The sequence below is a fragment of the Nitrospira sp. Nam74 genome (genome assembly GCF_965152615.1).
Map to the genome: position 1 here is coordinate 1,342,939 of NZ_OZ224220.1, position 26,589 is coordinate 1,369,527.

Here is a 26,589-nt window from a genome sequence, read left to right on the forward strand (position 1 = left end):
CTCAATATCATATTGGGATTGGTATCGTCAACCTTTTTGTTAGCCCAAGGGGCAAAGAAGTAAAGATTCAATTATCTGCAGACACTCCGAGTGTGGTATCGATGTGTTATGATTCTTCTATGTTAAAAGTAGCGGCCTCCTTATTGTTGGTAGGCGCGTTGGCAGGTTGTGTGACTACCATGCCGGCGCTTCCTGGTTCGGTTTCGACTGATGCCGCTGTCGTAATTGGCCGAGCCGTCACGGTCTTGCTCGGACCTACCACGCGATGGTTTACGCCCGAATTACGGTTTTTCGAATTGGTCAACACGGCTACGCAGGAACGCACCCGAGTAGACGTAAACAGTGACGATGCGTGGTTCGTTTTGCCTCTGCCGGAAGGGGAGTATGAGTTGGGGCGTATTCAGATCGCCGAGGGTGCCTTCATGGCGATGGCCGGGATCCATGCCCATTTTCAAGTACGTGAGGGCGCGGTCACCTATGTCGGTACCTGGCGGCTTGGCGTCGATTCCCCACAGTACAACCGAGCCATTCTTCTTTCTGCTGTTGCCGAAGGAGAGCCGGCAAAGGGTGAAGTATTGGATCGGTACCCAACGCTTGAGGGGCGCCCCATTATAACCGAGCTGCCGACTCCATCTACCATTGAATCTCGATTGTACGAAACGCCGCCGTATCCGCGCTTTTGGTGGTTTCGCCGACATCAGACCTCCTAATCCATCCGCCCCATCCTTCCACCTCAAAGAGCCCTATTGCGCCCAGGAGGCTTCGTGCAATTCAGTTGGGCCAGATGGCCCTAATCTTTTCTATTGACAAGTCTGTGGCTTTTTTAATATTAATAATCGTTCTCAATTTCATGTGGATTTATCGGAGAATGCATTACGTGAACCACGGTATCAGATGCGAAGAGGCGCGGTGTGACTGCGGCCACCTTGTTGCCAGACTGTTGACGGCTGGAGTTGAACTGAAGTGCAAGCGCTGCAAGCGCCTTGTCGTCATTCCTTACGCAACTGGGGAGTCAACAACATCGCAAGGCGCGTCTACGAGCCGGTAGAGCGCGCGTAGGAGGTACGTTACAGGCACACTATTTACTCAGAGGACCACAGCGTCCCAGGCAACACTATTCCAACAGGAGGAGAGGCATGGGACGGGGACGGCTGTGGTATGGGTTTCTAGTGATGTGTTGTGTGGTTCAAGCTGGCGCTGCAATCGCCGAAACGACTGATGAACGGCTTCAACGCCTGGAACAAACGATCGAGGACATGAAAAAGCACGAGGCGCGCGAACGCGAGGTTGAGGGCCAACCACCGGCCATGCGCCCCGGTGAATCGCCCAACGTGCAACAGTTGGGTGCTGAAGGCCAAGGTGCCGAGCGCAAATATGGGTCGATCATGCAAGGGTCTGGTAAGTTGATCTATGCGAGGCCCTTCGTCTCAAGTCCTAAGGCCATTCTCGGCGGCTATATGGATTTTGAGTATATTAATCGGCGTAATCAAGGCGGCCCAAGTACGATGGAGGTTCATCGCTTCGTTCCGTTCATCTATGGAGACATCAGCGAACATATTAAGTTCGCCGCTGAAATAGAAATTGAACATGGGATTCTCGAGCGATCAAGCTCACCCACCAGCGAGGTCAGCTTAGAATTTGCAACCATTGACTACCTAGTGAACGATAAGTTGAATTTCCGCGCTGGAGTGCTCTTGCTCCCGGTCGGCAAGTTCAACCTCTTACACGATGCTCCCCTTCGTGACTTGACGGAACGACCACTCGTGACCCAGTTATTGTATGGCGCGGTGCTTTCTGAGACAGGAGCGGGCGCCTATGGAACGTTCTATCCGAGCCGACAATCCAAGCTGGATTACGAAGTGTATGTCACGACCGGCTATAACGGATTTGGGAATTGCCAGGCAGGGAGTACGGCTGCAAATAGCCTGAATACATCAACTTGCGCGAATACGATTACAGAGAGCCGAGGCGTAGCCGGCGCCCGGCAGCGTGTCAGCCCTATAGGCGGCGGATTTGATAACAACAATGGTAAGTCAGTAGTGGGAAGACTGGCTTTTAGCCCATTTCTCGGGGCTGAGGTTGGCGGGTCCGGTTACTACGGGACCTACGATCCTTTTGGCCAAAGGCATATAGGGATTGCGGCAGTCGACTGGACGCTTGTGCGTGGGCCGTTCGAAGTCATCGGAGAGTCGATCTGGACCTATGTCGAGGACAACAATAAGAGAATTGACGGAAGTGTGTGCACAAATGTGACGGGTAGTATTAGTGGTAATTTGAGTGGCCACGTATGCCCGCAGCGCATGCAGGGTTACTACATCCAGGGGAACTATCATTTTCTCCCCCAGTGGATGACGCGCTTGGCCCCCAGCTTCTTCCGCCCCGAGATCTCGACCTTTACCGCGATGATTCGATGGGAGCAGGTCAATACGAATCTCGACCAACCAGACGGCCTGGGACAGCTGCAGCGGGCAACATTCGGCTTGAACTATCGTCCGACTGAAGACACGGTATTCAAGGTCGATTTTCAATATAGTCCGGAGGCTATTGATCGAAACAGTAACAGAATTCACGATAGGGCCATTCTATTGTCGGCCGCCACATATTTCTAAAAGAGCTGAAGGTAAGGTATAGTCCGGGGATTCACGTGGGGCGGCCTAGGGGCCGCCCCTGTCTTTTTAGGAGGGATGCTAAACGATGAGATTCTTACAGTTGGCAATACTGTTTTCTTCAGCCATATTCATGGTAGGCTGCGCTTCTTTGTCAAAAGAACAGCATGTCCTCTGCCCGTATGATACCGTCTGGAACGCGGCAATGGACACGATGAAAGACTTTCCCGTGAAAGTCAAAGATAAGGAATCCGGCGTTATCGAGACGAGTTGGACCGAAATGGAGGGACCGGACCGAAGGTTCGGCGTGTTTCGGCGAGCTGCATTTGACAACAAACAACGGTCCCGCATGATCGTAACAGTCACTCGCCGAGACCCGGGTACAGAAGTCAACGTGACGGAAAACAGAGAGCAATGGCATGTCCGGGGAGGCGCGACGAGTCAGGCAACCAAATGGTCTTCTGTTGAGCCATCTGAAGAAGCGATGACAGCCGTGATGAACAGAATCAATAGCAAGTTGAAAAGCCAAGGGTGTTCGACACCATGAAACTGATTCAAGCGCTGATGTGGGTGGTCTGCATAGTCAGTTCCGGCCCTGTATGGGCCGAGCGTATCTGGGATGCCGAGTTGGGGCGGTATCTGACGCCCCAGGAAATGACCAGCGAAGAGGAGTTTCTCACCGAAGAGGAAGCGGCACGGCTCATGTTTCCAAAGTCGGAACGCATCGCTCTAGAGAGCATCGAACTGAATGCTGATCAGAAGCGAGTGATCGAGGAACGCATCGGATGGCATTTTCCAGAGTCGCAATTTAACGTCTATATCGGCAAGACAGGCGCCGTGGTCGACGGATATGCAATCGTCCAAAACACCATTGGCAAGCATAAGGCCATTACGTATATGGTTGGGGTAGACCCGAAAGGACAAGTGCTCAATATCGAAGTGCTGGTCTATCGCGAGGCAAAAGGTTCCGAAGTCCGCACGAAACGCTTCAACGCGCAGTATGAAGGGAAGACGCTTTTCGATCCCATCCGCATCAATCGAGATATCATTAATATCAGCGGCGCGACGATGTCGGTACGGTCAATGAGTGCAGGGGTCAAACGAGCCTTGGTGATGGTCGATGAGCTCTACTTGAAGCCTCTAGGGCGAGGCAGCGATACGATGGAGGCCAAGCGAAGCCAGCAGGGTATTATGAACCGCTTGTTTGGAGGCCTGTTCGGCAACTGATGCGTAACTTCAATACTCGCTTCCGCCTTCGTGACAGTGATCGGCACATTAGGCTGATTTATACGCTCTTTCTGATGTTCATGGTCATTGCGTTCGGATTTTCATTTTTTTGGGCCCACAGTATGACCGAATTGTCTCCAGACCGGGTCGCACAGCACTATCTCGGATCAGATGCCACCTTTGGCGAACCCATGTCCTTTCGCGAATTGTCTGAGATTACGCATTTCCACCTGTTTACCATGCCGGTCCTATTCCTGATCCTCATCCATGTCCTGTTCTTGACGGAAGCCGGCAACCGACTCAAGGTGCTGACGACGTGGGCGTCCTTCGGGGGGGTGTTTCTAGATCTGCTCTCGCCGTGGCTGATCCGGTACGTTTCGCCCGTCTTTGCGCTGACCATGCTCATGGGCGATCTGCTTATGGCTGCGAGCTTCCTCATCGTTTTGCTCATTCCTCTGTATGAAATGTGGATCAAGCAGCGTCCGTTTATGGCAAGCGGACGCCCCAGTGATCAGCCGCGATCATCTCCATTGCTGACGCCAGATCCGCCGAGTGCTGCTCCACTTCAATGAGCCTCCACTTCGCCTGCCGAATCGTCGTCTTCTCCTTCCTCGTCTGCATGCTGATCGCAAGTGACATTGCTCGTGCCGACGTCTCGACTGTGCGACGGAGCCAGATGCTAATGGGCACACTGGTGTCGGTGACCGCGGTGGCTCCAGACGAGCCGACTGCACAGCGCGCTGCGGCCTCAGCGTTGATGGAGATTCGCCGACTTGAGGAGCTCTTGAGTACCTGGATACCGACCAGTGAACTGTCGAGTTTGAATGTCGCAGCCGGGCGGGAGCCTGTGAAGATCAGCCGCGAGACCATGGACGTGCTCACGCGATCGGTGGAAGTGGCTCGGCTCACCGAAGGCGGATTTAACATTGCCATTGGTCCTGCCGTTCAAGCGTGGAGCGTGATAGAGCACTTGAACATCCCCTCACAGGAACAGCTCGACAGCTTACGGCCGCTTGTGGATCTCTCGGCGCTTCAACTTGATGGTGCGAGGCGAACGGCTTTTTTGACGCGGGATGGGATGCGCGTGGATGTCGGCGGAATCGGCAAGGGTTTCGCTGCCGATCGAGCCGTCGACGCGATGCGAGCCGCTGGAGCAACTGCAGGCGTGGTGGCCCTTTCCGGCGATATCAAAAGCTTTGGACGGATGCCTGATGGAGAAACATTTCTCTTTGGTATTCAACATCCCCGAAAGGATACGGCACTCTTAGCCACGATCGAATTGCATGACGAAGCCATATCGACCGCCGGAGACTATGAGCGATTTTTTGAGCGTGATGGTGTGCGGTATCATCATATTCTCGACTCTCAGACATTACAGCCTGCCCGCGAGTGTCAAAGCGTGACGGTCATTGCGAAGGAAGGTGTGATGGCGGATGGGTTGGATACCGGTATTTTTGTGATGGGGCCACAGCGTGGGATGGAATTAGTGGAGCGACTACCGGACGTGGAAGCCGTCATCGTCGATCGTGAAGGCCGCATTCTCGTGTCCTCTGGCCTGCGCCTTCGCATGCACTTTATTGACTCAACGAATAAATAATAAGATTCAACACTCGCCGTGCCTTCCGAATGGCTGGGGAAGCCCTAGAGGAGAGAGGCGTTTGACCTGCAGGGCTTGTTGGTGGGCCTGATGCCGAACAAATAACCGGACCTTTTGATTTGCCCCGGGGAATTCATTGGCCGATGGTATGGTCAACGCCGGCTCGGCCTGCGCGGCTCAATCGGGCCGCTGGAGGCTCTTGAATGTTCATTCGTGCCGACGAACGCGACTTGCCGGCGCAATGCATCTGGTTGAGGGTCAATTCAAGGGCCGAAAGCGATGCAAACGCCCAGCCAACCGGCATACGGTGAAGTAACATTGAGAGCGCTCAGCATGGAGCATACCGTCGGTCATACCCATGCTGATTCCACAGCACTGCATCTACGACCGGACCACCTCGAGACTAACTTGCTGAAATCCCATCCCGCGTATTTCATCTACCACTTTGACGAAGCGCTCGAGAACGGTCACGCGATCGGCCCGTACCACGACTAATGATTGCCGTGGCTGCGAGGCCAACGCGCTCTTCAGTCCATCTTCGCCGACCGGCTGATCGTTCATAAATAACCCTCCGTCAGCCGTCAGGGTCACCACCAGCGGGGAGTCCTGCCGATCTCCGGTTTCCTTGGCTTTCGCCAGATCGACAGGAATCTGACCTGTGGAGATAAAGGTTGCCGTGGTCAGCACAATGACCAGCAGCACCAACATGACGTCAACCAATGGAATGACGTTGATCTGATCGATATCACGCTCCATGGCGACTCTTGTAGGTGGTCACCAATTCGGTGACCCGCCGGCGAAGGACATTGTTCATCACGACGCACGGGATCGCTACCAGCAGGCCGGCCGCAGTGGCTTTTAAGGCCAAACTGAGTCCGATCATGATGGTGCTGACGGCCATGGTGCCGGCCGTTCCCATGGTGTGAAAGGTCAGCATGATGCCGAGGACCGTGCCCAACAAGCCGATGTAGGGCGCATTGGCGGCGATCGTGCCGATGATGACCAGGCGTCTGGTCAGGGCAATTTCACACTGGTGTTGGTTTGAAAATTGGGTCACGTCCACGCGGCGATAGAACAGCCACCGTTCAACGGCGATCGCGACCGCCCAAACACTCAGAGCAAGCAGCAGCCCGATCACACCGTAATCAACGACATTCTTCAGCGCATCCATGAGGTACCTCAGCAAGTGTTAGCAAACACCATCGATGCCAGAATGACAGGAAGCTGTCAACCGGATTGTGCGATGGGTCGTGTTTGTGGTCAAGGCTGGGCGAACGTGTCGTCCTGAGGAAACAGCACCGTGTGGGTGGCAATGACGCTTAGTTCGACCGGAGTGCCCACGGAGTAGATGCTGGTAGAAGAGGCGCTACTATGAACGATGCGTCCGGAAGGGAGCGCGATCGTATAGAGATTTTCAGATCCCCGGAATTGTCGGGCTAAAATCCTCGCCTTCGCCAGATCGGACGGCACGACATGAATATCATCAGGTCGGATCATGACCACCACTTTGGTCCCTGTCGGATACCCGCTCTGGTTCGGAAACCTTCCCAGCTCGGTTAGCACCGTTCTGTGTTCAACAAGGCCGGGAATGAAGTCGGCTTGTCCGACGAAATCGGCGACAAAGGGCGTCGCCGGCGTATGGTAAATGGCCTCCGGGACATCAAGCTGTTCAAGGCGGCCATTGCGAAGCACGGCAATGCGATCGGCCATGGCAAACGCTTCGTCATGGTCATGCGTGACCAGCAAGGCGGTCGTGCTCGTGTGCCGCAACAGATGGAGCAGGTCCTCTCGCATCTTTCCCGTCATATCAGGGTCCAAATTGCTAAAGGGTTCATCCAGCAACAACATCACGGGCTTTGGTGCCAACGCGCGCGCCAGGGCCACGCGTTGTTGCTGTCCACCCGAGAGTTCGTGCGGATAGCGGCGCTCAAATCCCGTGAGACCGACCATGGCCAACATCGTCTCGACCTGAGCGGCGCGTTGGTCGGCCGGAAGATGGCGAAGGCCGAAGGCGACATTGTCAGCCGCCCTCAAATGAGGGAAGAGGGCATATTCTTGGAAGACCATGCCGATCCGGCGTTGTTCCGTCGGAACCAACAGTGTCGACGAAGAGACAAGCTGGCCTTGTAGGTAAACCTCACCGGCCGAAATCGATTCAAATCCGGCGATGGCGCGTAGCGTCGTCGTCTTTCCACAACCCGAAGGCCCCAACAGGCAGAGGATATCTCCCTCTTGAGCGGTCAGCGAAATATCGGCAATGGCCGGACGCCCCGCCTCATACGCACATGTCACATGACGGAGTTCCAACACTGGCTGGCGAGTTGAATGGACTGGCGTGTTCATGTCGGGGCTTGCCTGTTTCTCCACATCCGGCGCATTCTGCATCTTACCTCAAAAAGATGCTCAAAAAGGCCGCCCAGCGAGGCCCCAGGGAATTCGGAGGCCGAGGCGTACTGTGAAGTACGTTGAGGTGCCCGAATGACCGAGAACGAAGCTGAAGGCCTTTTTCACCATCTTTCTAAGCGGCGCGCCAGTCTTTGGCGACCAGGAGCAACAAGGCCGGCACCGTCATGACCACGATCAGCAGCGCCGCTGGGGCCGCCAGTTGAAAATATTCTTCACTGGCTTCCAACCAGACACGAACCGCCAAGGTATCGAACCCCACCGGACGCAACAGCAACGTCGCCGGTAATTCTTTCATGCACTGCAGAAAGATCAGCACCCAGGCCACGATGAATCCACCGCGAACAAGCGGAAGCGTGACGGTTTTGAGTATCTCGACGGTGCCCGACCCCAGACTTCTCGCGGCTTCTTCCAGATTCGGCGTGACTTGTTGCAACGCCGGTTCCATGGTCTGGAGTCCTGCGGGAAGAAAATGCACGACATAGGCCACCATCAGTACGATGACGGTGCCGTACCAGAATGGCGCGATATGCGCAAAGGCAACGAGAATCGCAAGCGCACCGACCGGGCCCGGCAATACATACCCGGCATAGGCGGCCTGCAGGCACAGGACGCTTACCCTGGAATAGCGCCGCGTCGCCAAATAGGCGAGGGGTGTGCCAAGAATAATGGCGATGGTCGCGGCGAATGCGGAGAGGAAGGTGCTGTTCCAAATGAATCCGAGGAAGCGGGCATCAATGGCCCCTTCGCTGACTACTGTGGCCGTCCACTTCATCAAGAGCCAAGCGGGCACCGCGAAGGCTGCCCCCAAGATCAGCGCAAAATAGCCTGTGATGAGCATGGTTCCGATAGGGCCACAAGTCTTTCGTGCCGGAGCGCGATAACGGCCGGTCGTTTGGTAAAAGCGGCTTCGCCGGCGAAACCAGCGTTCGGCCAAGAGGAACACCAGCGCGAAGACTACCAAGAGCAAGCTGAGGATCGCGGCGGCCGCATGGTCATACCGTCCGGTCAACTGTTGATAGACCGCGTACGTAAAGGTCTGATACCGCAAGAGGGAGACGGCGCCAAAATCGGATACGACGTATAAGATAACCAATGACAGTCCGGCGACAATTGCCGGGCGCAGAAGAGGCAATGTCACCCGCCACAAAATGCCGAGCCGCGAAACGCCACAGGCGCGAGCGACCTCTTCGAACGAGACATTGAGATTCAACAAGGCGGCACGGGTGAGCAGATAGACGAAGGGAAACGTATCGAGCGTCATGACGAGCGTCGCACCGGCATAGGTTTGTGGAGAAAAGACCTGTGCCTCGGGGCCCGCAATCAGACGCCAGATCTGTTCGATCGGCCCACCCGTCCCGAGGAGGTAGGTGTAGACATAGGCCAGGACATACGTCGGCATGGTTAGCGGCAAGACTACCGCCCATTCCCACATACGCCGTCCCCAAAAGTCGTAGCGTACGACGAGCCAGGCGAGAGAGACGCCGATCAACAGTGTTCCGATCGACACGCCGACCGCGAGCCAGGCCGTATTGGACAAGAGTTCGGGGATCCTGGTTTGCCACAGGCGTCTCCAGACGGCGGCCTGCGTGGAGAACGCTAGGCTGATGATGTAGAGCAACGGCAAGAAAATCAATCCGGCAACGAGGACGCCCAGCGCCGAGACGGAGGTGGGGAACCATTGCCGAATTGCCTGCGCCATGGTGCCTGGTCAGCGAAGGCCGACGCGTTCAATCAGGGCCATCGTGGGCTCGCGTAATTCGCCCAGTTTGACCAGCGGCACGGTGGCGGTTCGGAAGCTCTGTCTTGAGGGCAGGGCAGGATCGGCGGCGACGTCCGGATTCAGGGGGTATTCCTTGTTCTGGTCGGCGAACATCTTCTGGCCCTCCGGCGACTCGAGAAACTCGACTAACCGCTTCGCCAGGTCTTTATGGCGGCTGTGCGCGACAATGCCTACACCGGCGGCATTCACAATGGCCCCCATCCCGCCATCTTGCTGATCCGTAATGAGCGGCGCGATGGGCGCCTTTGGCTGTGCGTCGAGGTGTCGATAAATGTAGTAGTGATTGACGAGCCCGACCGCCGCCTCGCCCTTGGCCACCGCATCGACGATCTGGGAACTTTTCCCATAGACATGGGTGCCGGCATTAACTTTCAACCCCTCGAGGAATTGTTGTGTTCGCTGATCACCATAAACCGCTTGGATCACCGACACGCCGGCTTGCAAATATTCACTGCCCGCATTTGGGATGGCGATCTTTCCCTTCCAGCGAGGGTCGGCCAAATCCAACATCGATTGAATGTCGGCAGGCTTAATCAGCGCGGTATTATACACGATGATCCACACGCGTCCCGACAATCCAACCCACGTATTATCCGAGGCTCTGAATGCCGATGGAATTTTCCCATCGATCAGGGCGGCATCGAGCGGAGCGAGCAGCTTAAGCTCACGTGCTCGCTCGAGCGCTCCCACCTCATTGGTGATAAAGACATCGGCCGATGTGCGTGCTCCCTCGGCTTGTAGCCGATTGACCAATTCGGTACTTCCGGATGATAGAAGATCGACATGCACGCCGGACTTGGTTTGAAAGGCGTCGAGGACCGGTTTGATGAGTCGCTCGGCACGTCCGGAATACACCACCAGCCGGTCGGCGGCTAAGCTTTCCATTGAGAAGCAGAGACCCTCAACCGCCAGTGCCATGAGTATCATCAGAATCGTAGATAAGCGAGACCGACCATGAAGGGTTATCAAAGATATTCTCCTATTCATACCGGTTGGATCGACTGAAAATGAAATTGATTCACTCTCTCAAAAAGAATAACCAAAAAAAAGGAAAAACGGTCAATGTCGGCAGCCGGCGCACACGCCGTAGAGTTCCAGTTTATGCGTTTGAATGGTGAAGCCATTTCGGCGGGCGACCTCTTCCTGAAGTCGCTCGATGTCTTCATTTTGGAATTCCACGATTTTGCCGCAGGTCGTGCAGATGAGGTGATCGTGGTGCCCCTTATGCGACACATTATCGTATTGCGTTTGTGTGCCGAAATGACGAGCCTGGGCCAAACCCACCTCGCAAAAGAGATTCAGGGTTCGGTAAATCGTAGCCAGTCCAATATGCGGGTCTTTTTTGGCAAGTTGCCGGTACATTTGCTCAGCGGTGATGTGCTCGTTCTTTAAGAACATATCCAAGATGTGCTCACGCTGACGCGTGAGTTTCAATTGGTGCTTGGCCAGATGATCTTTGAGAACGGAAATTTCTTTCGCAGTTTTCGGCATGATTTGATTCAGACGGTTTTGATAATTGAATATTAAAAACCAATTGTGTAGGAAGGGTCAAGTGGAACTATTCGAATAGTGAGCAAGCGGTCCGGCGTTTGACCAGGTCCTTCGCCAACGACTATAGTCAGGAAGAACTCGGCATGGGCGGCGCGGAGGTTCGGCATGGCTGTTTCAAAAATCGACAATTTCATTCAGGGAGCATGGCGATCCGCCTCGTGCAGTGACTGGTTCGAAAGTCGCAATCCTGCGAATCCGGATGACGTCATCGGCCTCTTTCCCCAGTCGACAATCGATGATATTGAATCCGCCGTGCTGTCCGCGAAGCGGGCGTTTGACGACTGGCGTGGCATCGGCTTGGTCAAGCGTGCGGAATATCTCCTACGCGTCGCCCAACTGATGGAGGAGGACCAGGAGGCATTAGCTCGAGTGGTCGCACGCGAGGCGGGCAAGCAGATCAATGAAGCCAGGGCGGATGTCGTTGAGGCGATTCATACGGCGCAATACGCCTTTGCCTTCGGTCACTTGGGGCAATATGGCCGGGTCCTGGCCGACGAAGTCCCCAGCAAACGCTGTTATGAGGTCCTTGAACCGAGGGGCGTGGTCGTCGCCATTACGCCGTGGAATTTTCCTGTCGCGCTTCCGTTTTGGCTCACCGGGTTATCGCTGGTCTTGGGCAATTGCGTGATTCTCAAGCCGAGTGAATTGACGCCGATGTGCGGGGCGAAGATCGCGGGCTATTTTGACAAGGCGGGTCTGCCGCCTGGCGTCTTTCAAGTATTGCATGGAACCGGTGAAGCCGTCGGTGCGCCGCTGGTCGCACATCCGCACACTCACGTGGTGCTCTTTACCGGGAGCTATGAAGTTGGTCTGCAGATTAAGCAGGAAGTAGCGAAGCAGGCAGATAAAGTATGCACGATCGAGACGGGCGGAAAAAATGCCGTATTGGTCATGGATGATGCCAATGTCGACATGGCCGTGTCCGCCAGCGTCTTGTCGGCCTTTAAAACAGCCGGGCAGCGATGCGTTACCGCCGGTCGGCTCTTGATAGACAGCAGTCTCGTCAACCAGTTTGCCGATCGATTTGTCTCTGCGGCCAAGCGCGTGACCATCGGCGATCCAATGGACGAGCACGTCTTCTACGGGAGCATGATCAATCAGCACGGAGTCAACAAGGGCCGCCGTTTCAATGAGTTGGCACGGAAGGAAGGCTTCCACATTTTGTTGGATCGCAACAGTGAACCGCCTCCAACGCCCAATGGCTACTGGCTGAGGCCATTTGTCTACCAGGGGCCGTGGAATCACGACAGTGTGTGCTTAACCGAAGAAGCCTTCAGCCCGCATGTGGCCATCGTGCCGGTTCGCGGTGTGGAAGAAGCCGTTGAAGTCTACAACGATACCAAGTATGGTCTGTCCGGCGCCATCATTACCGAAGACTATCGGAAGGCGAAGTATGCCGAAGAACATATGCGATGCGGGATTTTTTATTGGAATTTGCCCTGTATCGGGGCTGGCGTGCGGTTGCCATTCGGTGGCGTCAAACAATCCGGCAATCTGATCCCTTCCGCGGCCGGCTTGATCCCAGTGCTGACCCATCCCAAAGCGATCACGTATAATCTCGATACGAAGATTGTAATGGCGCAAGGATTGAAGGCAGAGCTCGAGTGACAAGGATGAAGGATAAGCGAAGAGTGATGAGTAAGAAATGAGGAAGCCGGACCAGATTACGATCGATCGTCTACTCTTGCTTCATTTGCTGCAATCAGCCGAGCCGTTTGGATTGCTCAACGACGTCAAATTGCAACAATTGACGTTCCTCTGCGAATTGCAGATGTTCGCCAAAGGACTCAAAGGCTTCCATTTTGAATTTTTCCGGTATGCGTACGGCGCCTTCAGCAAGGATCTGGACAATGATCTGATGTCGCTGCGGAGGAAAGAGCGCGTTGAAAACTTCAGTGCGTCGAGAGAAGCTGAAGATGTGATCGAATTGTTCCTTGAGGAAGCGGAGAAGATGAACTCGGAGACGAATGCACAGGTGCTCGACATTCTCAATGCGGTCGTCACGAATTATGCACCTCAGGACACCGACAAAATCTCCAAGTCGGTCGAAGCGGTGGAGATCAGTTCACCAGCCGAACCGGAATTCAAACTTGCCATCGAAACCGTCTCCTTTCATACAATCCTCCTCGTGCCATCCCGGATTGAAACGAAAAGCGAATTTACCCTGCCGGCGCCGGTGCTGGCTCGCCTGAATACGGCGTTGGGCTATTAAATGTCGGGTGGGGGAAGTCAAATCAGCCCCAAATGAGACTTCTGCTGATGGAAAAGCTAGACATTGAATTTCTTCGCCACTTCTTCTGATTTCACTGATCGAAGCTTAGAGTGTGTTGTCTGGTGAAGAGGGAGAGTTTTTAGATGATTCTTTCGGATTCTTCAAATCAAGAGACCAGTGTTGGTCATGGGGTGAGGATCGAAACCGGAGCTCGGCACTAATATGATCGTCTGATTGCGATTTGCCCTGCGGGTAGAGTCTGAATTCGAAGCGGCCACGCTGCTCTCCGCTCGCTTCCTTCGCCTGTAAATCGCCCTTCAATTCGATGTAGTTCTCGATCATACCTAAAGCCTGGTTGAGGAGTGAGCGGAGCACGCTCTTGGCCGCCGCTTGCTCAAACGGCTCATCGAAATTCAACTCGTCAGCAATTGGGTGGACTCGTTCACCTCCCCACACCGGGCATGCCAATAGTACGAGAATAATGCTCAAAGCATACCGAAGCATCATGGTCCGCAGTGTATGTCCAAAATAGAAAGCGGTCAAGAAGGCGTACCCTTACGTACAATGCCGGCAACGCCATTATCAGTGAAGACTACAATGGCCTCTGCAATCCGTACAGGTCGCCGTATTTTTTCTCTAGATACACCAAGAACGGCTCCGGACTCAGCGGCCGTCCGGTCACGCGTTGCATCAGATGCTCGGCTGTGAACATGCGGCCCCAGCGGTGGATTTTTTGATTGAGCCATTTGGTCAACACGGTCAGTCGCCCGGCTTCGATCTCGGCATCGAGATTCTGGATCTCTTTTTGAACTTGTTCGTACAACTGTGCGGCGTAGAGATTCCCCAACGTATAGGTCGGGAAATAGCCGAAGGCCCCGAACGACCAGTGTACATCTTGTAGCACGCCTTCTGTATCGTTCGGCGGGACGAGGCCGAGATACGTCTTCACTTTTTCATTCCATACAGAAGGGAGGTCTTCCACACGCGTTCTGCCTTCGATCACATCTTGTTCAATCTCGAAACGCATCATGATATGGAGATTGTAGGTCAGTTCGTCGGCTTCGACCCGTATCAATGACGGCTTGGCCCGATTGATCGCGGCGTAAAAGTGTTCCTGTGCCACCTTGCCGAGTTGTTCGGGGAACATCTGCTGCAGCAGCGGATAAAAACACCGCCAGAATGGGCGGCCTCGTCCCACGGAATTCTCCCAAAGCCGCGACTGACTTTCATGAATCCCCAGCGAGAGCGAGTCTCCCAACGGCGTCCCATACCGGACGGGATCGAGTCCCTGATCATACAATCCATGGCCGCCTTCATGGATGCAACTAAACAGGCATGCCGCTAATTCTTTTTCGTACACTCGTGTCGTCACGCGCACGTCGGTCGGATGGAACGATGTCGTAAAGGGATGTGCGGACAAATCCAGTCGCCCGCGCTCGAAGTCATATCCCATCGCCGTGAGCACCAATCGTCCAAACTCCATTTGGCGGTGTGTGTCAAATGAGAGAAAGAGCATGGAATCATCAACCTTGACGCTGGAGGCCATGACTCTGTTCAACAGCGGCACCAACCGCGCTTTCAATGCTACAAACAGAGGCTTCAATTGAGCCACCGTGGCACGTGGTTCGTAGGTATCGAGCAGCGCGTTATAGGGTGTATCGCGATAGCCCAGGTATTCGGCTTCTTCTTGTTTCAGCGCGATGATCGTTCTGAGATTGGGAAGGAACAGTCGAAAGTCGCTTTTCTTTCTCGCTTCGACCCAGACCTGCTGCGCTAACGATGATTCCCGACTCAGCCGTTTCACAAAGTCCGACGGCAATTTTTTCGCACGGCTGAAATCACGCCAGACTTCTCGCAACAGGGCGCGGGCTGATTCATCCCACGCATCGTCCGGTGTGTCGGCAGCCTCGCCGGTGGATGGATCGACCCACTGGCTCAACACGCGCTCGATGTCCGGTGAGACGAATCGGTCATGCGCTAGAGTCTGCAACGTCGCAATCTGCTCCGCCCTCGCATGGCCACCGCCGGGCGGCATATAGGTCTCCTGGTCCCACGAAAGCAATGACGCGGCGCTGGAGAAATGTTGAATTTCTACGAGCTGTGTGGTGAGCGGCGTTAACGTTGCGAGCGTTTTCATGAAGGCCTCCTTGCACAACCGCGTCCCAACACGCGATGATGCAGTTTACGGAACGGGCGGTGGTTTTGTCGACTCTGCGAAGAATGAGGAGAACGATGAAAGATTTAGTGCTGCCGGAAATTGAAGCGTATGCCGAAGCCCATTCATGGGCAGAATCGGATATCTGTCGGGCCTTGCGGGAGGAAACGTATCGTCGAATGGAGTTTCCCCAGATGGTGGTGGGGCCTCTCGCAGGCGCATTCCTCAAAATGATGGCCCAGATTGTCCAAGCCAAGCGGGTACTGGAAGTCGGCACCTTCACCGGATACAGTGCGCTGTGCTTTGCCGAGGCGTTACCCGATGACGGCCAGCTGATTACCTGCGATATTGATGCGGCGTCCGTTGGGCTGGCGAAGATCTATTGGGCCAAAAGTCCTTATGGTAGTAAGATAGAGGCTCGGCTCGGTCCCGCCGTTGAGACGCTCGGCACGCTCTCCGGACCGTTCGATCTCATTTTTATCGACGCGGACAAGATCAATTATTTGAAGTACTATCGGCGTGCGCTGGAGTTGATTGCGCCTGGAGGCGTGATTCTCATCGATAACGTGCTCTGGTCAGGCGACGTGTTGAAAACTGATGGTGTCGATTCCTCCACGAAGGCCATTCAAGAACTGAATCATGTCATCGCCTCAGACCAAGGAGTCAAATCCGTGCTCGTCACGATCCGCGATGGCATTTTTGTAGTGAGGAAAGCGTGAGCGACAGTGTTCAAGGGCGCGCTGCCTCTCGTGGAGTGCCGGAAGGGTCCGCCGCTCTTGCCTATGCCGCCTTGACGACGGCTGCGGTTGTATGGGGCGGGTCCATTGTTGCGCAGAAGATTGCGCTCGGATCCTTTTCGCCGGTCGAAGTATCGGTCTTGCGCGGCGTCGGCGCTCTGTTGATCTTAATTCCTCTCTGGTGGCGGCAAGAAGGGCGAAAGGTCACTCTTTCACCGAGAGATGTGGCGATCCTGGCAATGTTGGGCCTCGGCGTGCTGGGCAATCATCTCTTCACACTTTTCGGGCTGCGGTACGTCGGAGCCTCGACGGCTGGTGTTATCATCGGGGCGAGTCCCGTGATCACGGCCTTTCTGGCGTCGCTCCTGATTCGCGATGTCCCCCTTCGTATAGTTTTGCCCGGCTGTGTGGTGTCGTTCGCCGGCGTCGCGCTCGTATCCGGCATGAATACGAGCGGCGCCAATGAAGAACGCGTATGGCTCGGCGGGGTGCTCGTCGTCCTAGGGCTTGTGAGCTGGGCGATGTATACTATTGGCAGTCGCCACATTATGGAGCGACTTTCCCCTTTAACCGTCAATTGGACGACGTTGTTGTTCTCGATCTTGCTTCAGATTCCATTACTTTGGACGGATACGAAAATGCGGGGGATCGGGGTGGACACGGTCGCCTCATCTAGTTGGCTGGCTTTGTTGTATCTGATTGTGTTTGCAACGGCCCTGGGACAGCAAGCATGGCTCTATGGGGTACGCGGTGTAGGGCCGTCGCGTGCAGGGGTGTTCGTGAATCTGATTCCCGTTTCGGCGCTGGTATTCGCAGCCCTGATCCTTGGCGATCGCATCCAAATGAAGGAGATTATTGGTATCATGCTCATTTTGGCTGGTGTGTGGTTAGTCAATAGGCCGGTGGTGTCACGGGCGCCGGTTCAGCAAGAAGCGTAATTATGTCGAATACCATTGCGGCGGGATCCCAAACCATCCTTATCGTCGAGGACGATGAAGACATGGTGACACTCCTGCAGTTTTTATTGGAACGGGAGGGTTATCAAGCCATTTTAGCGTCAGATGGCCGGCAGGCTCGCCATCTTATCGACACGCTGTTGCCGCCGCGGTTAGTGCTTTTGGACGTCATGCTGCCGTACCACAACGGCTTTGAATTGGTAACACATATCCGATCGAAAGAACCATGGCGGGGAGTCCCGATTGTGATGTTGACGGCCGACTCGGCCGAGCGGGATATCGTCCGTGCCCTTGATGCCGGCGCGAGTGATTATGTGGTCAAGCCGTTCAATCCGAAAGAGCTGATGGCCCGCCTCCGGCGATTTCTCAAGGCAGTGTCATAAGTTGAGTCCGAGGTAAGATGGTGCAGCCTGCAATGATGCCGTCATTTAAGTGGATATGGATGGGAGCGATGGCCGAAGCCGCGGTTGTGGTGGCGCTCTTCGCCGGTATCGTCGCGCTTCAGTTGACAAAAAATCTACAGCTTCGGCGACGCAATCGCTTCCATGCGGCCTGGCGCCCATTACTCGTGCAGAGTTTGAGCGACATTCCACAATCCGTTCCCCCAGTCGACTCTCGTGATACCCTAAACTTTTTGTTCTACTGGAATTATTTTCACGAGTCGTTGCTGGGCGAAGATAAAATCGTCGGCCTCAATCAACTGGCCCGCCTCGCAGGCATGGATCGTGCGGCGCTGAAGCTCTTGAAAGCGAAAAGTCTCCGCAAACGGCTCATGGCCATCATCACCTTGGGTCATTTGCGTGAGCGATCGGCCTGGAACGATCTCATGGCGCTGGCTCAATCCTCACATCCCATCGTGTCCTTGTCCGCTGCGCGAGCCTTGGTCGATATCGATTCAAAAGCCGCATTACCGCTGATCACGCCCTGGATCGGCGCACGTGCCGATTGGTCTCCCCCCAAGGTGGCCGCGCTCCTCTCTCAGGTCGGTTCAGCGTTCATTGCTGAGCCTTTATCAGAGGCCGCGATGGCAGCGACGCCTGACATGGCGGTGCGGATCTTGCACTATTTGGAAGTTACCCGGAGCACGGTGGCGCTGCCTGCCGTGCGGACGCTGCTGGCACGCGACTCGACCGAGACGGCGTTGAAGGTCGCCTGCCTGAAGCTGGTTGGGCAATTTCAGGATCCCAAAGATCTTGCATTGGTCAGGTCCTTCGTCTCGCATCCGGATGAAAGCGTGCGAGCTCAGGCTGTGGCGGCCTTGGGCACCATAGGAATGCCGGCCGATGAAGGGCTCTTGATCTCGCTTTTGTCGGACTTGCAGTGGGACGTGCGCTATCGGGCGGCGGAAGCGTTGGCACATTTACCGCTCATGAAGCAGGAGCGTTTAGCCGAAATCCACGCACGGCAACAGAATGCCCTTGCGAGACAGATTCTCGAACCGTTTCTTCGCACCTCGATAAGCGCGCCACACGCATAAGAACCGCACTGGACCTTATCTCACCGATCTCCCTGAGGCGTCACTCCGGAAGGGAAAAGTAGCCGGGCATATCATGAATCAGCACGCCAGCCAGACTGGTGTGTGGAAAGGCAAAAATCGTATTGAGTGCCGCATTGACATCGCGGCGGTTTTTCCCGGCAAAGGTCAGCCGTTCCGGTCGAATCGTAACCTGACGTGCGATTCGAAAACCTTCCTTGTGTTCCGGAGGTGGCGGCGTGAGGACCAGCCGCCGACCAGCCCTGTCGACATAGGCATTGGCCATGTCCCGCCGAGGTTCCCGAATCAGAGTCACCTGGCGATCGACGGGTAATGAGCGTGTTTCGACCGCCAGCCATACCGGCACCTCGATGGCATCACCGTACCTCAGCGTATGTTCTGTGAGGTCTTGTAAGTCGTCCACATCGGTCCGATAACTCATTAACGCCACTTCATCGACGCGATCCATCACTTCGAAGTCCAGCGGCCGATGGTTGACTGTTTTGGCGCTAAACCAAAACGGCATCACAATAGACAATCGAGTGCGGTCCCCTAGGGCCGCTCTGATTGTGTCGATAACATGAAGGTAAAGGCGGTAGTCCTCAGGATCTGAAAAGCGAGCGAGGAGGTAGGGTTCAATATCCAGTTGAAGCCCTGCCCAATGGCCCTCTGCTAAGAGCGTCCGTAATCGTACAATCTTTTCAATCAAAGCCTCGGGTTCATAGATCGCCTCCGGGTAGCCATCGAGGGCGAATATTTCAACGCCCGATTGACTGGCACGCTTCAACAGCGACGCATACGCAGACCAGAGACTCGGCGGATCGTCCCTGTGCGGCATTTGCACCAGAATTCGGCTGATCTCCGCACGCCGGCAGTCTCGTAGCAAGATTTCGGGATGTGCCACCGCTGCATGGTAGTCCCAGACCCAAAATCCTTTCGCGTGCCGCGCCACAAGCGAGGGAGGCATGCGTTCCAGCACGAAACGTTCGAGTGCAAGGATTGTCTCGTCGGAGCTGGTTTCAAATACGATTGTCGTAACGTGCGTGGGATCCACATGGGTGACGAGCGGTTTGAGAGAGAGCCGTAGATCAAAGTTACCGGTGACCCGCGCCAACGGAACAGCGGGCCGGTCAAGACCATTTGTCACTGCGATGGTTACCGGCTTAGAGGCCTTGCCTTTGATGGTCATGGTGCCATAGGACAGCACATCAATGGCCGTAGACCTCTGGAGAGTCATGGCGGCCTCACATCTATTGGCGTTCGATGGTCGGATGACCACTGTCCATGTTCCCGTCCCCATGTCCGGCGCCTCACATGGTCCAGTCAATTTCGATGTTTTGACAATGGGCAAAACATCGAATTGCCCAATGGAGGGGCGAAACGGTGGAGGGGGCTCATGGGTGGCTACGGTCGATCGAAACGAAATCCGTGGGGGAGCGGCGTCACTATAGGTGAGGTCGATCTCTTCGATATTGAATGGGATGTCACCGGAAATGGGAATTTCTTCCGCAACAGCATTGTTCAAAAAAGTACAGCCTGCCAGAACAGTCCAGCCAAAAAACAAGACGCATTTCATGTGGTACATTTCCTTACACAATGGACAGAAACGGATCATTCGCTTGTGTGCCCACTTCGAGTATCGCCCGCTCGCCGCATAGTCTCCCTAGGTGGCCGAGTCACGGCCGCACGATGGCTGATGTAGAATGAGTGAGCCTCTCGGACTGGCCGCGGGCCTCCTACAGACATGGGAATGGCTTTTCATTATTTATTTCCTGCTCCTGGCGGCAAGCTATCTGCTGCTAGATCTTATTGCTCTCGCCTCCCTCTCTCGGTACCTTCCCGAACATACACTGGATCGCTTGCCCGAAGGCTATACCGGTTTTGAGCCCGGTATCAGTCTACTTGCGCCTGCCTACAATGAAGAATCGACGATCGCCAGTTCGATTCGATCCTTGTTGCAGCTCACCTACGCGGAATACGAAATTATCGTCATCAATGATGGGTCCAAGGATCGGACGCTGGATGTACTCATGAGCGAATTTTCATTAACCCAGTTTCCTGAAGTGTACCAGATGCGGATTCCCACCAAGACGATTCGTGCAGTGTATCATTCTCGGCATTATCCAAATTTGCGCGTTGTGGATAAGGAGAACGGGGGGAAGGCGGATGCGTTAAATGCCGGCATCAATCTCTCCAAGTACGGGTTGTTTTGCAGCTTGGATGCCGACTCGATTGTGCAACGCGATAGTCTCCAACGCATTGTCCAGCCGTTTCTGCATGATCCCTCTACGGTGGCTTGCGGAGGCACCATTCGAATTGCCAATGGCTGTCAGGTCAGCGGTGGATTCCTCGTCAAGGTCGGCATGCCAAAAAATCTGCTGGCGCTCTTTCAAATCGTTGAATATATCCGCGCGTTTTTCTTTGGGCGACTCGGATGGTCGCCGCTGAATGCGATGCTGATCATTTCAGGTGCCTTCGGGCTGTTCCAGAAAGAGGCTGTCCTGAAAGTGGGCGGCTATCGCACGGAGACCATCGGCGAAGATATGGAATTGGTCGTTCGACTGCACCGGGTGCTACGAGAATCTCGGACGCCGTATCGCATCACATTTGTCCCGGATCCAATCTGCTGGACTGAAGCCCCCGAGGATCTGAACACGCTTCGCAACCAACGAATCCGGTGGCAGCGGGGGCTCTGTGAAAGCCTATCCCTGAATCGCGAGCTGTTGTTCCATCCTCGAGGCGGCACGGTGGGATGGTTAGCCTTTCCGTTTGCGGTCCTGTTCGAATGTCTCAGTCCGCTCATCGCGGTCATTGCGTATTTCACCATGGCCATTGGTTTTGCCTTGAATTTGATTTCGATTGAAGCGCTCACCGTGTTTCTGCTGGTGGACGTCGGTCTCGGAATGGTGGTGTCCGTCAGTGCACTGCTCCTCCAAGAGCTGTCGTTCCATATCTATCCGAAATGGGTCCACAACCTGTGCCTGTTTGCCGTTGCGCTTGTGGAAAATCTTGGCTATCGGCAATTGAATGCTATCTGGCGCTTCATCGGACTCTTTCGTTGGATCTCCGGCGCGAAAGCGAGTTGGGGTCAGATGACTCGTGTGGCGACTTGGCAGTCCCGGTAGTGGAAGCAATATGGCAACGAATCGAGAGTCGGACCCCATGCGTATCTTGATTGTGGACGATTCTGAAACGTCACGCCACCTGCTTCACGCGTGGTTAACAGGTGCGGGATATACGGATGTGATGGCGGTCGACTCAGGACCCGCCGCCCTGCAACGTGTGACGAATCCTTTAGCCCCACGAGAGAGCGATGTTGACCTCATCCTGCTTGATATTGAGATGGCGGGTATAGATGGGATCCATACATGCCGAAGGCTTCGGGCCGAGCCGCATTTGCACGATACACCGGTGATTATGGTCACCGCGAAGACCGATCCGCACACGATTGCGGAGGCATTCTCTGCAGGGGCAATGGATTATATTGTTAAGCCGGTTCAGAAGGTAGAGTTGTTGGCCAGAGTCCGCTCGGCTCTGGCCCTGAAGCGGGAGACGGATGCCCGGAAGGCCCGCGAAGAACAGCTGCTCGCCAAGAACCTCGACTTGCAGCGAGCGATGCATGAGATCCAGGTTCTGCGTGGGTTGATCAACATCTGCTCCTATTGCAAAAAAATCAAAAACGATCAAGGCACGTGGCAACAGGTCGAGTTGTACCTTCGCGAGCACACCGAGGCGGAGTTCAGCCATGGAATCTGCGCCGACTGCATCCACAGTCATTTCCCCACTTTAAAAGGGTTATCTCCGTAACGACCGGGAGGCTGCCTGCCGGTAAAGGGTGCGGGGATTTGTGGGAAGTCCTATGCGTGATGAGAACGACATTGTCTCCCAAGTGACGTTATCTACCATCGATAACACCCGACAGGTAGGGCCTGAACAAGCTCTGAAACTGTCCCAAGCATTGGCGCGAAACATTATCGACAGTTCATTAGACATGATCATTGTGTTTGACAAAGCGCGACACATTATCGAGTTCAATCGCGCCGCGCAGGACGCGTTCGGCTATGGCCCAGGAGAGGTCCTGGGCCAATCGATGGACTTGCTTTATCTCGATCGGCAGGTCAGCGAGCACTTCTACGCAACGGCCATGCAACACGGGCGTTATGTGCACGAGGTATCGAACCGCCGGAAGGATGGAACCCAGTTTGCCAGTCTATTGTCTGCCTCGGTCTTGCGCGATGGGTCGGGCGAGATTCTCGGCGTCATGAGCGTGTCCCGCGACATTACCGAACAGAAGCGCGCCGTGGCGGAGCTACGCAAGGCGAAAGAGGCGGCTGAATCCGCCAATCAAGCCAAGACCGAGTTCCTCGCCGGCATGAGCCATGAGATCCGCACGCCGATGAACGCCATCATCGGGATGGCCGATCTCTTATGGGATACGCCGCTCATGCCCGAGCAACAGGAATACGTCGGCATTTTTCGCCGAGCCGGCCTCAGTTTGCTGAATTTGCTGAACGATATACTGGATCTATCCAAAGTCGAAGCCGGTTATTTGGAGTTGGAGCGGATTGAGTTCGATCTGCGTGAGGTCATTGATAAGACATCAGAAATGATGGCCTTGCGGGCGAATGAGAAAGGCTTGGAGCTGGGGTGTTCGGTGGCGCCTGGCGTGGCGGTGGACCTGATCGGGGACCCGAACCGCCTCAAACAGGTTCTGATGAACTTGATCGGGAATGCTATTAAGTTCACGGGGAAAGGGCAAGTCGTTTTACGGGTTATCGAAGATCCTGACATCAAGGAACCTGGGGCGCTCCGGTTTATGGTCAGTGATACGGGCATCGGAATCCCAGCAGAAAAGATAAAGAGTGTTTTCGACCGATTCGTTCAAGCCGATTCCTCGACAACTCGAAAATACGGGGGGAGCGGATTGGGGCTGACCATTTCGAAACGATTAGTTGAACTGATGGGAGGGCAAATATGGGTTGACAGTGTGGAGGGCCAGGGCAGCACCTTTTCGTTTACAGCCCGTTTCCCCCAGCAACCGTATCCGAACCATCGCATCGTATCGGAAATCGATCTGGCCGGAGTGAAGACATTGATCGCGGACGATAACGCGACGAATCGGCTCATTCTGAAGGAAGCGTTGACGTCGTGGGGTGCATGGGTCACTGAAGTATCGGGTGGGGAGTCGGCCCTGCTGGAACTGCAGAGGAACCATGCCACTGAGCCTTATCAATTGGTTCTCTTGGATTGCCTCATGCCCGACTTGAGCGGATTTGAAGTCGTTGAGAAATTTATGAACCTGTCAACCCTTGGCGGGATAACCGTGATCGTTCTCACATCCGACTGCCGAAGTGCGGATATCGCCAGATCATATAAACTTGGTCTGGGTGGGTATCTTGTCAAGCCGATCCGACGATCTGACTTGCAGAAGGCCATCACGATAGCCATGAATCGGCCCAATGGGCTTGGCTCAACGGTGTCCGTCAATAACGCACTCGAACTCGAGGGCCGTTACGTCAAGATTCTCTTGTTGGAAGACTCTCCCGATAATGCCCTGCTGATCCATGCCTATCTGAAAAAGGCGGCGTGCGAAATCCATCATGCAGAAAATGGACAAGCGGGCTTCGAGCGGTTTCAGGGTGGACACTACGACCTCGTGTTGATGGATATGCATATGCCGGTGATGGATGGGTATACCGCAACCGAACGGATTCGGGACTGGGAACGGCAACATGGGCGACAACCAGTTCCTATTTTGGCGCTCACGGCATTCGGCATGAAAGAAGAAGCGCAGAAAAGTCTGAACGCCGGGTGTACGGCGCATCTAGTCAAGCCGATTCGGAAGGCAACCCTTCTGGCAGCGATTGCGAAATATACCAGGAGTGTGACGTCATGACACCTCAGAACGACCCAGGTACGTTACGGATTTTCATCGATCCTGATCTCAGGGATTTGATTCCAGGGTTTCTTCACAACCGGCGGCACGATATCGAGACCTTGCAGGAGGCGCTGGCTATTGGGAACTTCGATACGATTCGCATGTTGGGGCATCGTATGAGGGGGGATGGTGGTGGATATGGGTTTCATAAGATCTCTGAAATCGGCCGTGCTTTGGAGAAGGCTGCCGTCGAGAAAAATAGTGACGAAATTACGGAACGTGTACACGAATTGACGAACTACCTTGGCCGTATTGAGGTCGTTTATGAGTAATGCGGCTGTTCAGCCGGAGGTGGGCGGTGAGGGAGGGCTTAAGGCCGAGCGGCGCAAACTCATGCAGGCGCTTATCGTCGAAGACGATTCGGATATGCTGCGCTTAATCGAAAAGGTCGTGCACCTGCGCGGGCATCAGGTAACGGGCTGTGCAGACGCGGAATCGGCGTGGACCGCCTATCAGCAAGGTCAATATTCTCTCGTGTTTTTGGACTGGCAGCTTCCCGGCATGGATGGCTTGGAGCTGTGCCGAAAAATTCGATCGCATCCGAACAGTGAACAAACGATTGTCGTCATGATCACCGCCCGCGACGCTTGGGAAGATCTTGAGGCCGCCCTGAGAGCCGGAGTGAACGATTATCTGGCCAAGCCGGTGAACCTTGACACGCTAAAAGTTCGGCTTGCAATCGCCGAGCAATCGGTCAGAAATATTGATCGTCGCCGTGAAGCCGAGGAGGCGTTGCGAGACCAAGAAGAGATCGTGCTGGATCTGAAGCGTCAGTTAAATGAAAAGACGCAGTTTCACGACCTCATCGGCAAAAGCAAATTGATGGGGGAGTTATATGTGCGCATCCGAGAGTTGGCCAAGGTCGATTCGACAGTCTTGATTGAGGGCGAGACGGGAACCGGCAAAGAATTAGTCGCCCGGGCAATTCATTTCTCCAGTGCACGAAAGGCCGGGCCTTTTATTGCCATCAATTGCGCCGGGTTATCCGATGCCTTGCTCGCGAGTCAACTCTTTGGGCATAAGAAAGGCGCCTTTACTGGGGCGGTGGACCATCAACAAGGGTTTTTTGAAGCGGCCAATGGCGGGACCCTATTTTTGGATGAAATCGGAGATATCTCATCGTCGGTCCAGATTAGTCTGCTTCGTGTGTTGCAAGAGAAAGAGATTGTGCGGCTTGGTGAATCGCGACCGCGCAAAGTCGATGTGCGGGTCTTGGCGGCGACACATCATAATTTGAGTCGAGACGTCGAGAACGGGTCATTTCGCGCCGATCTTCTGTACCGGATTCGAGTGGCCCGCATTCAGTTACCCTCGCTTCGCGATCGTCGCGGAGACATTCCCTTACTGGTGGCCTCATTCCTTGGTCAGTATTGTGCGGTGACCGGCAAGCTCGTCGATCGGGTGAGCCCGGAAGCACTGCAGGCCTTAACGAACTACGGGTGGCCCGGCAATGTACGCGAGCTCAAGAGCGCGATAGAATCGGGCCTCATTAGCTGTAAGGACAGCACCATTCAGATCGAGGATCTTCCCCCTGAAGTGGTAGATTCCAACTCCGTCCTACGCATGCCTATTGATGCGCCTCAAGATGAAAAAACACGGTTGGTCGCCGCCCTCGAACACGCTAAAGGAAACCGCACGATGGCCGCCCGATTGCTTGGAATGAGCCGCGCCACACTGTATCGCCGCCTCGCTGAGTTGAGTCTGACGCCGGAATAATAGTTCCCGTGAGTGCTGGCCACTTGAGAGAGCTGTGGCCCTTTTCTGCTGACTACCCCTGTAACGGCCCATTGCATTCCTCCAATCGCTGATCTGCTACTGCAACACGAAAAGTACCAAGTGCGTTTTGTTTTCATGGTCGCGTCCTCAATTGCAAATCGTTCCTAGGGCTTAGACCGCCCGAGCATTCTTTACTAGGCCATCTAATTTATAGTATTGTCCACGCCCAATTTA

Annotated in this window: 26 protein-coding genes; 17 read left to right on the forward strand and 9 right to left on the reverse strand. The window is 54.8% G+C overall.

Annotated elements, in window-relative coordinates:
- Window positions 1-119 precede the first annotated feature (119 nt).
- The 6 genes from ACWHYZ_RS06510 (at window position 120) to ACWHYZ_RS06535 (ending at window position 5,430) form a co-directional block, all read left to right on the forward strand.
- A complete protein-coding gene (locus ACWHYZ_RS06510; RefSeq protein WP_447986469.1) occupies window positions 120-710 on the forward strand; it encodes a hypothetical protein in 591 nt (196 codons plus the stop codon).
- A gap of 426 nt (window positions 711-1,136) precedes the next feature.
- Entirely contained in the window at window positions 1,137-2,609 is a 1,473-nt protein-coding gene (locus ACWHYZ_RS06515; protein ID WP_447986470.1) for a hypothetical protein, read from the forward strand.
- A gap of 85 nt (window positions 2,610-2,694) precedes the next feature.
- Window positions 2,695-3,153: a DUF3576 domain-containing protein gene (locus ACWHYZ_RS06520; protein ID WP_447986471.1), complete on the forward strand. Its 459-nt coding sequence runs from the start codon at window positions 2,695-2,697 to the stop codon at window positions 3,151-3,153.
- Entirely contained in the window at window positions 3,150-3,833 is a 684-nt protein-coding gene (locus ACWHYZ_RS06525; protein WP_447986472.1) for an FMN-binding protein, read from the forward strand. Before ACWHYZ_RS06520 ends, ACWHYZ_RS06525 begins: the two co-directional genes overlap by 4 nt.
- Window positions 3,833-4,405, forward strand: coding sequence for a hypothetical protein (locus ACWHYZ_RS06530; protein ID WP_447986473.1), 573 nt, complete (start codon window positions 3,833-3,835; stop codon window positions 4,403-4,405). The genes ACWHYZ_RS06525 and ACWHYZ_RS06530 overlap by 1 nt, the downstream gene beginning before the upstream one ends.
- A 110-nt stretch (window positions 4,406-4,515) precedes the next feature.
- Complete coding sequence (locus ACWHYZ_RS06535; protein WP_447986474.1) at window positions 4,516-5,430, forward strand: FAD:protein FMN transferase; 915 nt, start codon at window positions 4,516-4,518, stop codon at window positions 5,428-5,430.
- A gap of 381 nt (window positions 5,431-5,811) precedes the next feature.
- Here the strand turns inward: ACWHYZ_RS06535 and ACWHYZ_RS06540 are convergent, their stop codons facing one another.
- The 6 genes from ACWHYZ_RS06540 to ACWHYZ_RS06565 form a co-directional block, all read right to left on the reverse strand.
- On the reverse strand, window positions 5,812-6,186 hold the full coding sequence (locus ACWHYZ_RS06540) for a biopolymer transporter ExbD (protein WP_447986475.1): 375 nt from the start codon (window positions 6,184-6,186) through the stop codon (window positions 5,812-5,814).
- A complete protein-coding gene (exbB, locus tag ACWHYZ_RS06545; protein ID WP_447986476.1) occupies window positions 6,176-6,601 on the reverse strand; it encodes a TonB-system energizer ExbB in 426 nt (141 codons plus the stop codon). The genes ACWHYZ_RS06540 and exbB overlap by 11 nt, the downstream gene beginning before the upstream one ends.
- 89 nt (window positions 6,602-6,690) lie before the next feature.
- A complete protein-coding gene (locus ACWHYZ_RS06550) occupies window positions 6,691-7,815 on the reverse strand; it encodes an ABC transporter ATP-binding protein (protein WP_447986477.1) in 1,125 nt (374 codons plus the stop codon).
- Window positions 7,816-7,948: 133 nt separating this feature from the next.
- Window positions 7,949-9,535, reverse strand: a complete 1,587-nt coding sequence (locus ACWHYZ_RS06555) for an ABC transporter permease (RefSeq protein WP_447986478.1) — start codon at window positions 9,533-9,535, stop codon at window positions 7,949-7,951.
- A 9-nt stretch (window positions 9,536-9,544) separates the two neighbouring features.
- Window positions 9,545-10,534: an extracellular solute-binding protein gene (locus ACWHYZ_RS06560; protein WP_447986479.1), complete on the reverse strand. Its 990-nt coding sequence runs from the start codon at window positions 10,532-10,534 to the stop codon at window positions 9,545-9,547.
- A 141-nt stretch (window positions 10,535-10,675) separates the two neighbouring features.
- The gene (locus tag ACWHYZ_RS06565) at window positions 10,676-11,107 is read right to left on the reverse strand and encodes a Fur family transcriptional regulator (RefSeq protein WP_447986480.1); all 432 of its coding nucleotides are present in this window, start codon (window positions 11,105-11,107) and stop codon (window positions 10,676-10,678) included.
- Between the two features lie 165 nt (window positions 11,108-11,272).
- Here ACWHYZ_RS06565 and ACWHYZ_RS06570 point away from each other — a divergent pair, with 165 nt between their 5' ends.
- Complete coding sequence (locus ACWHYZ_RS06570; protein WP_447986481.1) at window positions 11,273-12,775, forward strand: aldehyde dehydrogenase family protein; 1,503 nt, start codon at window positions 11,273-11,275, stop codon at window positions 12,773-12,775.
- A 37-nt stretch (window positions 12,776-12,812) separates the two neighbouring features.
- Window positions 12,813-13,379 (forward strand): hypothetical protein, encoded by a 567-nt coding sequence (locus ACWHYZ_RS06575; RefSeq protein WP_447986482.1) that lies wholly within the window; start codon window positions 12,813-12,815, stop codon window positions 13,377-13,379.
- A gap of 105 nt (window positions 13,380-13,484) precedes the next feature.
- On the opposite strand, the gene ACWHYZ_RS06580 is transcribed toward ACWHYZ_RS06575, so the two are convergent.
- Entirely contained in the window at window positions 13,485-13,886 is a 402-nt protein-coding gene (locus tag ACWHYZ_RS06580; protein ID WP_447986483.1) for a hypothetical protein, read from the reverse strand.
- Window positions 13,887-13,971: 85 nt separating this feature from the next.
- Complete coding sequence (locus ACWHYZ_RS06585; protein ID WP_447986484.1) at window positions 13,972-15,516, reverse strand: carboxypeptidase M32; 1,545 nt, start codon at window positions 15,514-15,516, stop codon at window positions 13,972-13,974.
- A gap of 95 nt (window positions 15,517-15,611) precedes the next feature.
- Between ACWHYZ_RS06585 and ACWHYZ_RS06590 the strand changes: the two genes are divergently transcribed.
- Genes ACWHYZ_RS06590 through ACWHYZ_RS06605 form a run of 4 tightly spaced genes read left to right on the forward strand, consistent with a single transcriptional unit; the run spans window position 15,612 to window position 18,704 of the window.
- The gene (locus tag ACWHYZ_RS06590) at window positions 15,612-16,253 is read left to right on the forward strand and encodes an O-methyltransferase (protein WP_447986485.1); all 642 of its coding nucleotides are present in this window, start codon (window positions 15,612-15,614) and stop codon (window positions 16,251-16,253) included.
- Window positions 16,250-17,209: a DMT family transporter gene (locus ACWHYZ_RS06595; protein ID WP_447986486.1), complete on the forward strand. Its 960-nt coding sequence runs from the start codon at window positions 16,250-16,252 to the stop codon at window positions 17,207-17,209. Before ACWHYZ_RS06590 ends, ACWHYZ_RS06595 begins: the two co-directional genes overlap by 4 nt.
- A gap of 2 nt (window positions 17,210-17,211) precedes the next feature.
- The gene (locus tag ACWHYZ_RS06600; protein ID WP_447986487.1) at window positions 17,212-17,610 is read left to right on the forward strand and encodes a response regulator transcription factor; all 399 of its coding nucleotides are present in this window, start codon (window positions 17,212-17,214) and stop codon (window positions 17,608-17,610) included.
- 17 nt (window positions 17,611-17,627) lie between these two features.
- The gene (locus ACWHYZ_RS06605; RefSeq protein WP_447986488.1) at window positions 17,628-18,704 is read left to right on the forward strand and encodes a HEAT repeat domain-containing protein; all 1,077 of its coding nucleotides are present in this window, start codon (window positions 17,628-17,630) and stop codon (window positions 18,702-18,704) included.
- Between the two features lie 40 nt (window positions 18,705-18,744).
- On the opposite strand, the gene ACWHYZ_RS06610 is transcribed toward ACWHYZ_RS06605, so the two are convergent.
- Window positions 18,745-20,277, reverse strand: coding sequence for a hypothetical protein (locus ACWHYZ_RS06610; protein ID WP_447986489.1), 1,533 nt, complete (start codon window positions 20,275-20,277; stop codon window positions 18,745-18,747).
- A 127-nt stretch (window positions 20,278-20,404) separates the two neighbouring features.
- Here ACWHYZ_RS06610 and ACWHYZ_RS06615 point away from each other — a divergent pair, with 127 nt between their 5' ends.
- The 5 genes from ACWHYZ_RS06615 to ACWHYZ_RS06635 are packed head-to-tail and all read left to right on the forward strand — an operon-like array spanning window position 20,405 to window position 26,355.
- Window positions 20,405-21,826, forward strand: coding sequence for a glycosyltransferase (locus ACWHYZ_RS06615; protein ID WP_447986490.1), 1,422 nt, complete (start codon window positions 20,405-20,407; stop codon window positions 21,824-21,826).
- A gap of 10 nt (window positions 21,827-21,836) precedes the next feature.
- Window positions 21,837-22,508 carry a response regulator gene (locus tag ACWHYZ_RS06620; protein WP_447986491.1) on the forward strand — a complete coding sequence of 224 codons (672 nt, stop codon included), beginning with the start codon at window positions 21,837-21,839 and terminating at the stop codon, window positions 22,506-22,508.
- A 52-nt stretch (window positions 22,509-22,560) separates the two neighbouring features.
- Complete coding sequence (locus ACWHYZ_RS06625) at window positions 22,561-24,597, forward strand: response regulator (RefSeq protein ID WP_447986492.1); 2,037 nt, start codon at window positions 22,561-22,563, stop codon at window positions 24,595-24,597.
- Window positions 24,594-24,911, forward strand: a complete 318-nt coding sequence (locus tag ACWHYZ_RS06630; RefSeq protein WP_447986493.1) for an Hpt domain-containing protein — start codon at window positions 24,594-24,596, stop codon at window positions 24,909-24,911. Before ACWHYZ_RS06625 ends, ACWHYZ_RS06630 begins: the two co-directional genes overlap by 4 nt.
- Entirely contained in the window at window positions 24,904-26,355 is a 1,452-nt protein-coding gene (locus ACWHYZ_RS06635) for a sigma-54-dependent transcriptional regulator (protein ID WP_447986494.1), read from the forward strand. Before ACWHYZ_RS06630 ends, ACWHYZ_RS06635 begins: the two co-directional genes overlap by 8 nt.
- The last annotated feature ends 234 nt before the right edge of the window (window positions 26,356-26,589 follow it).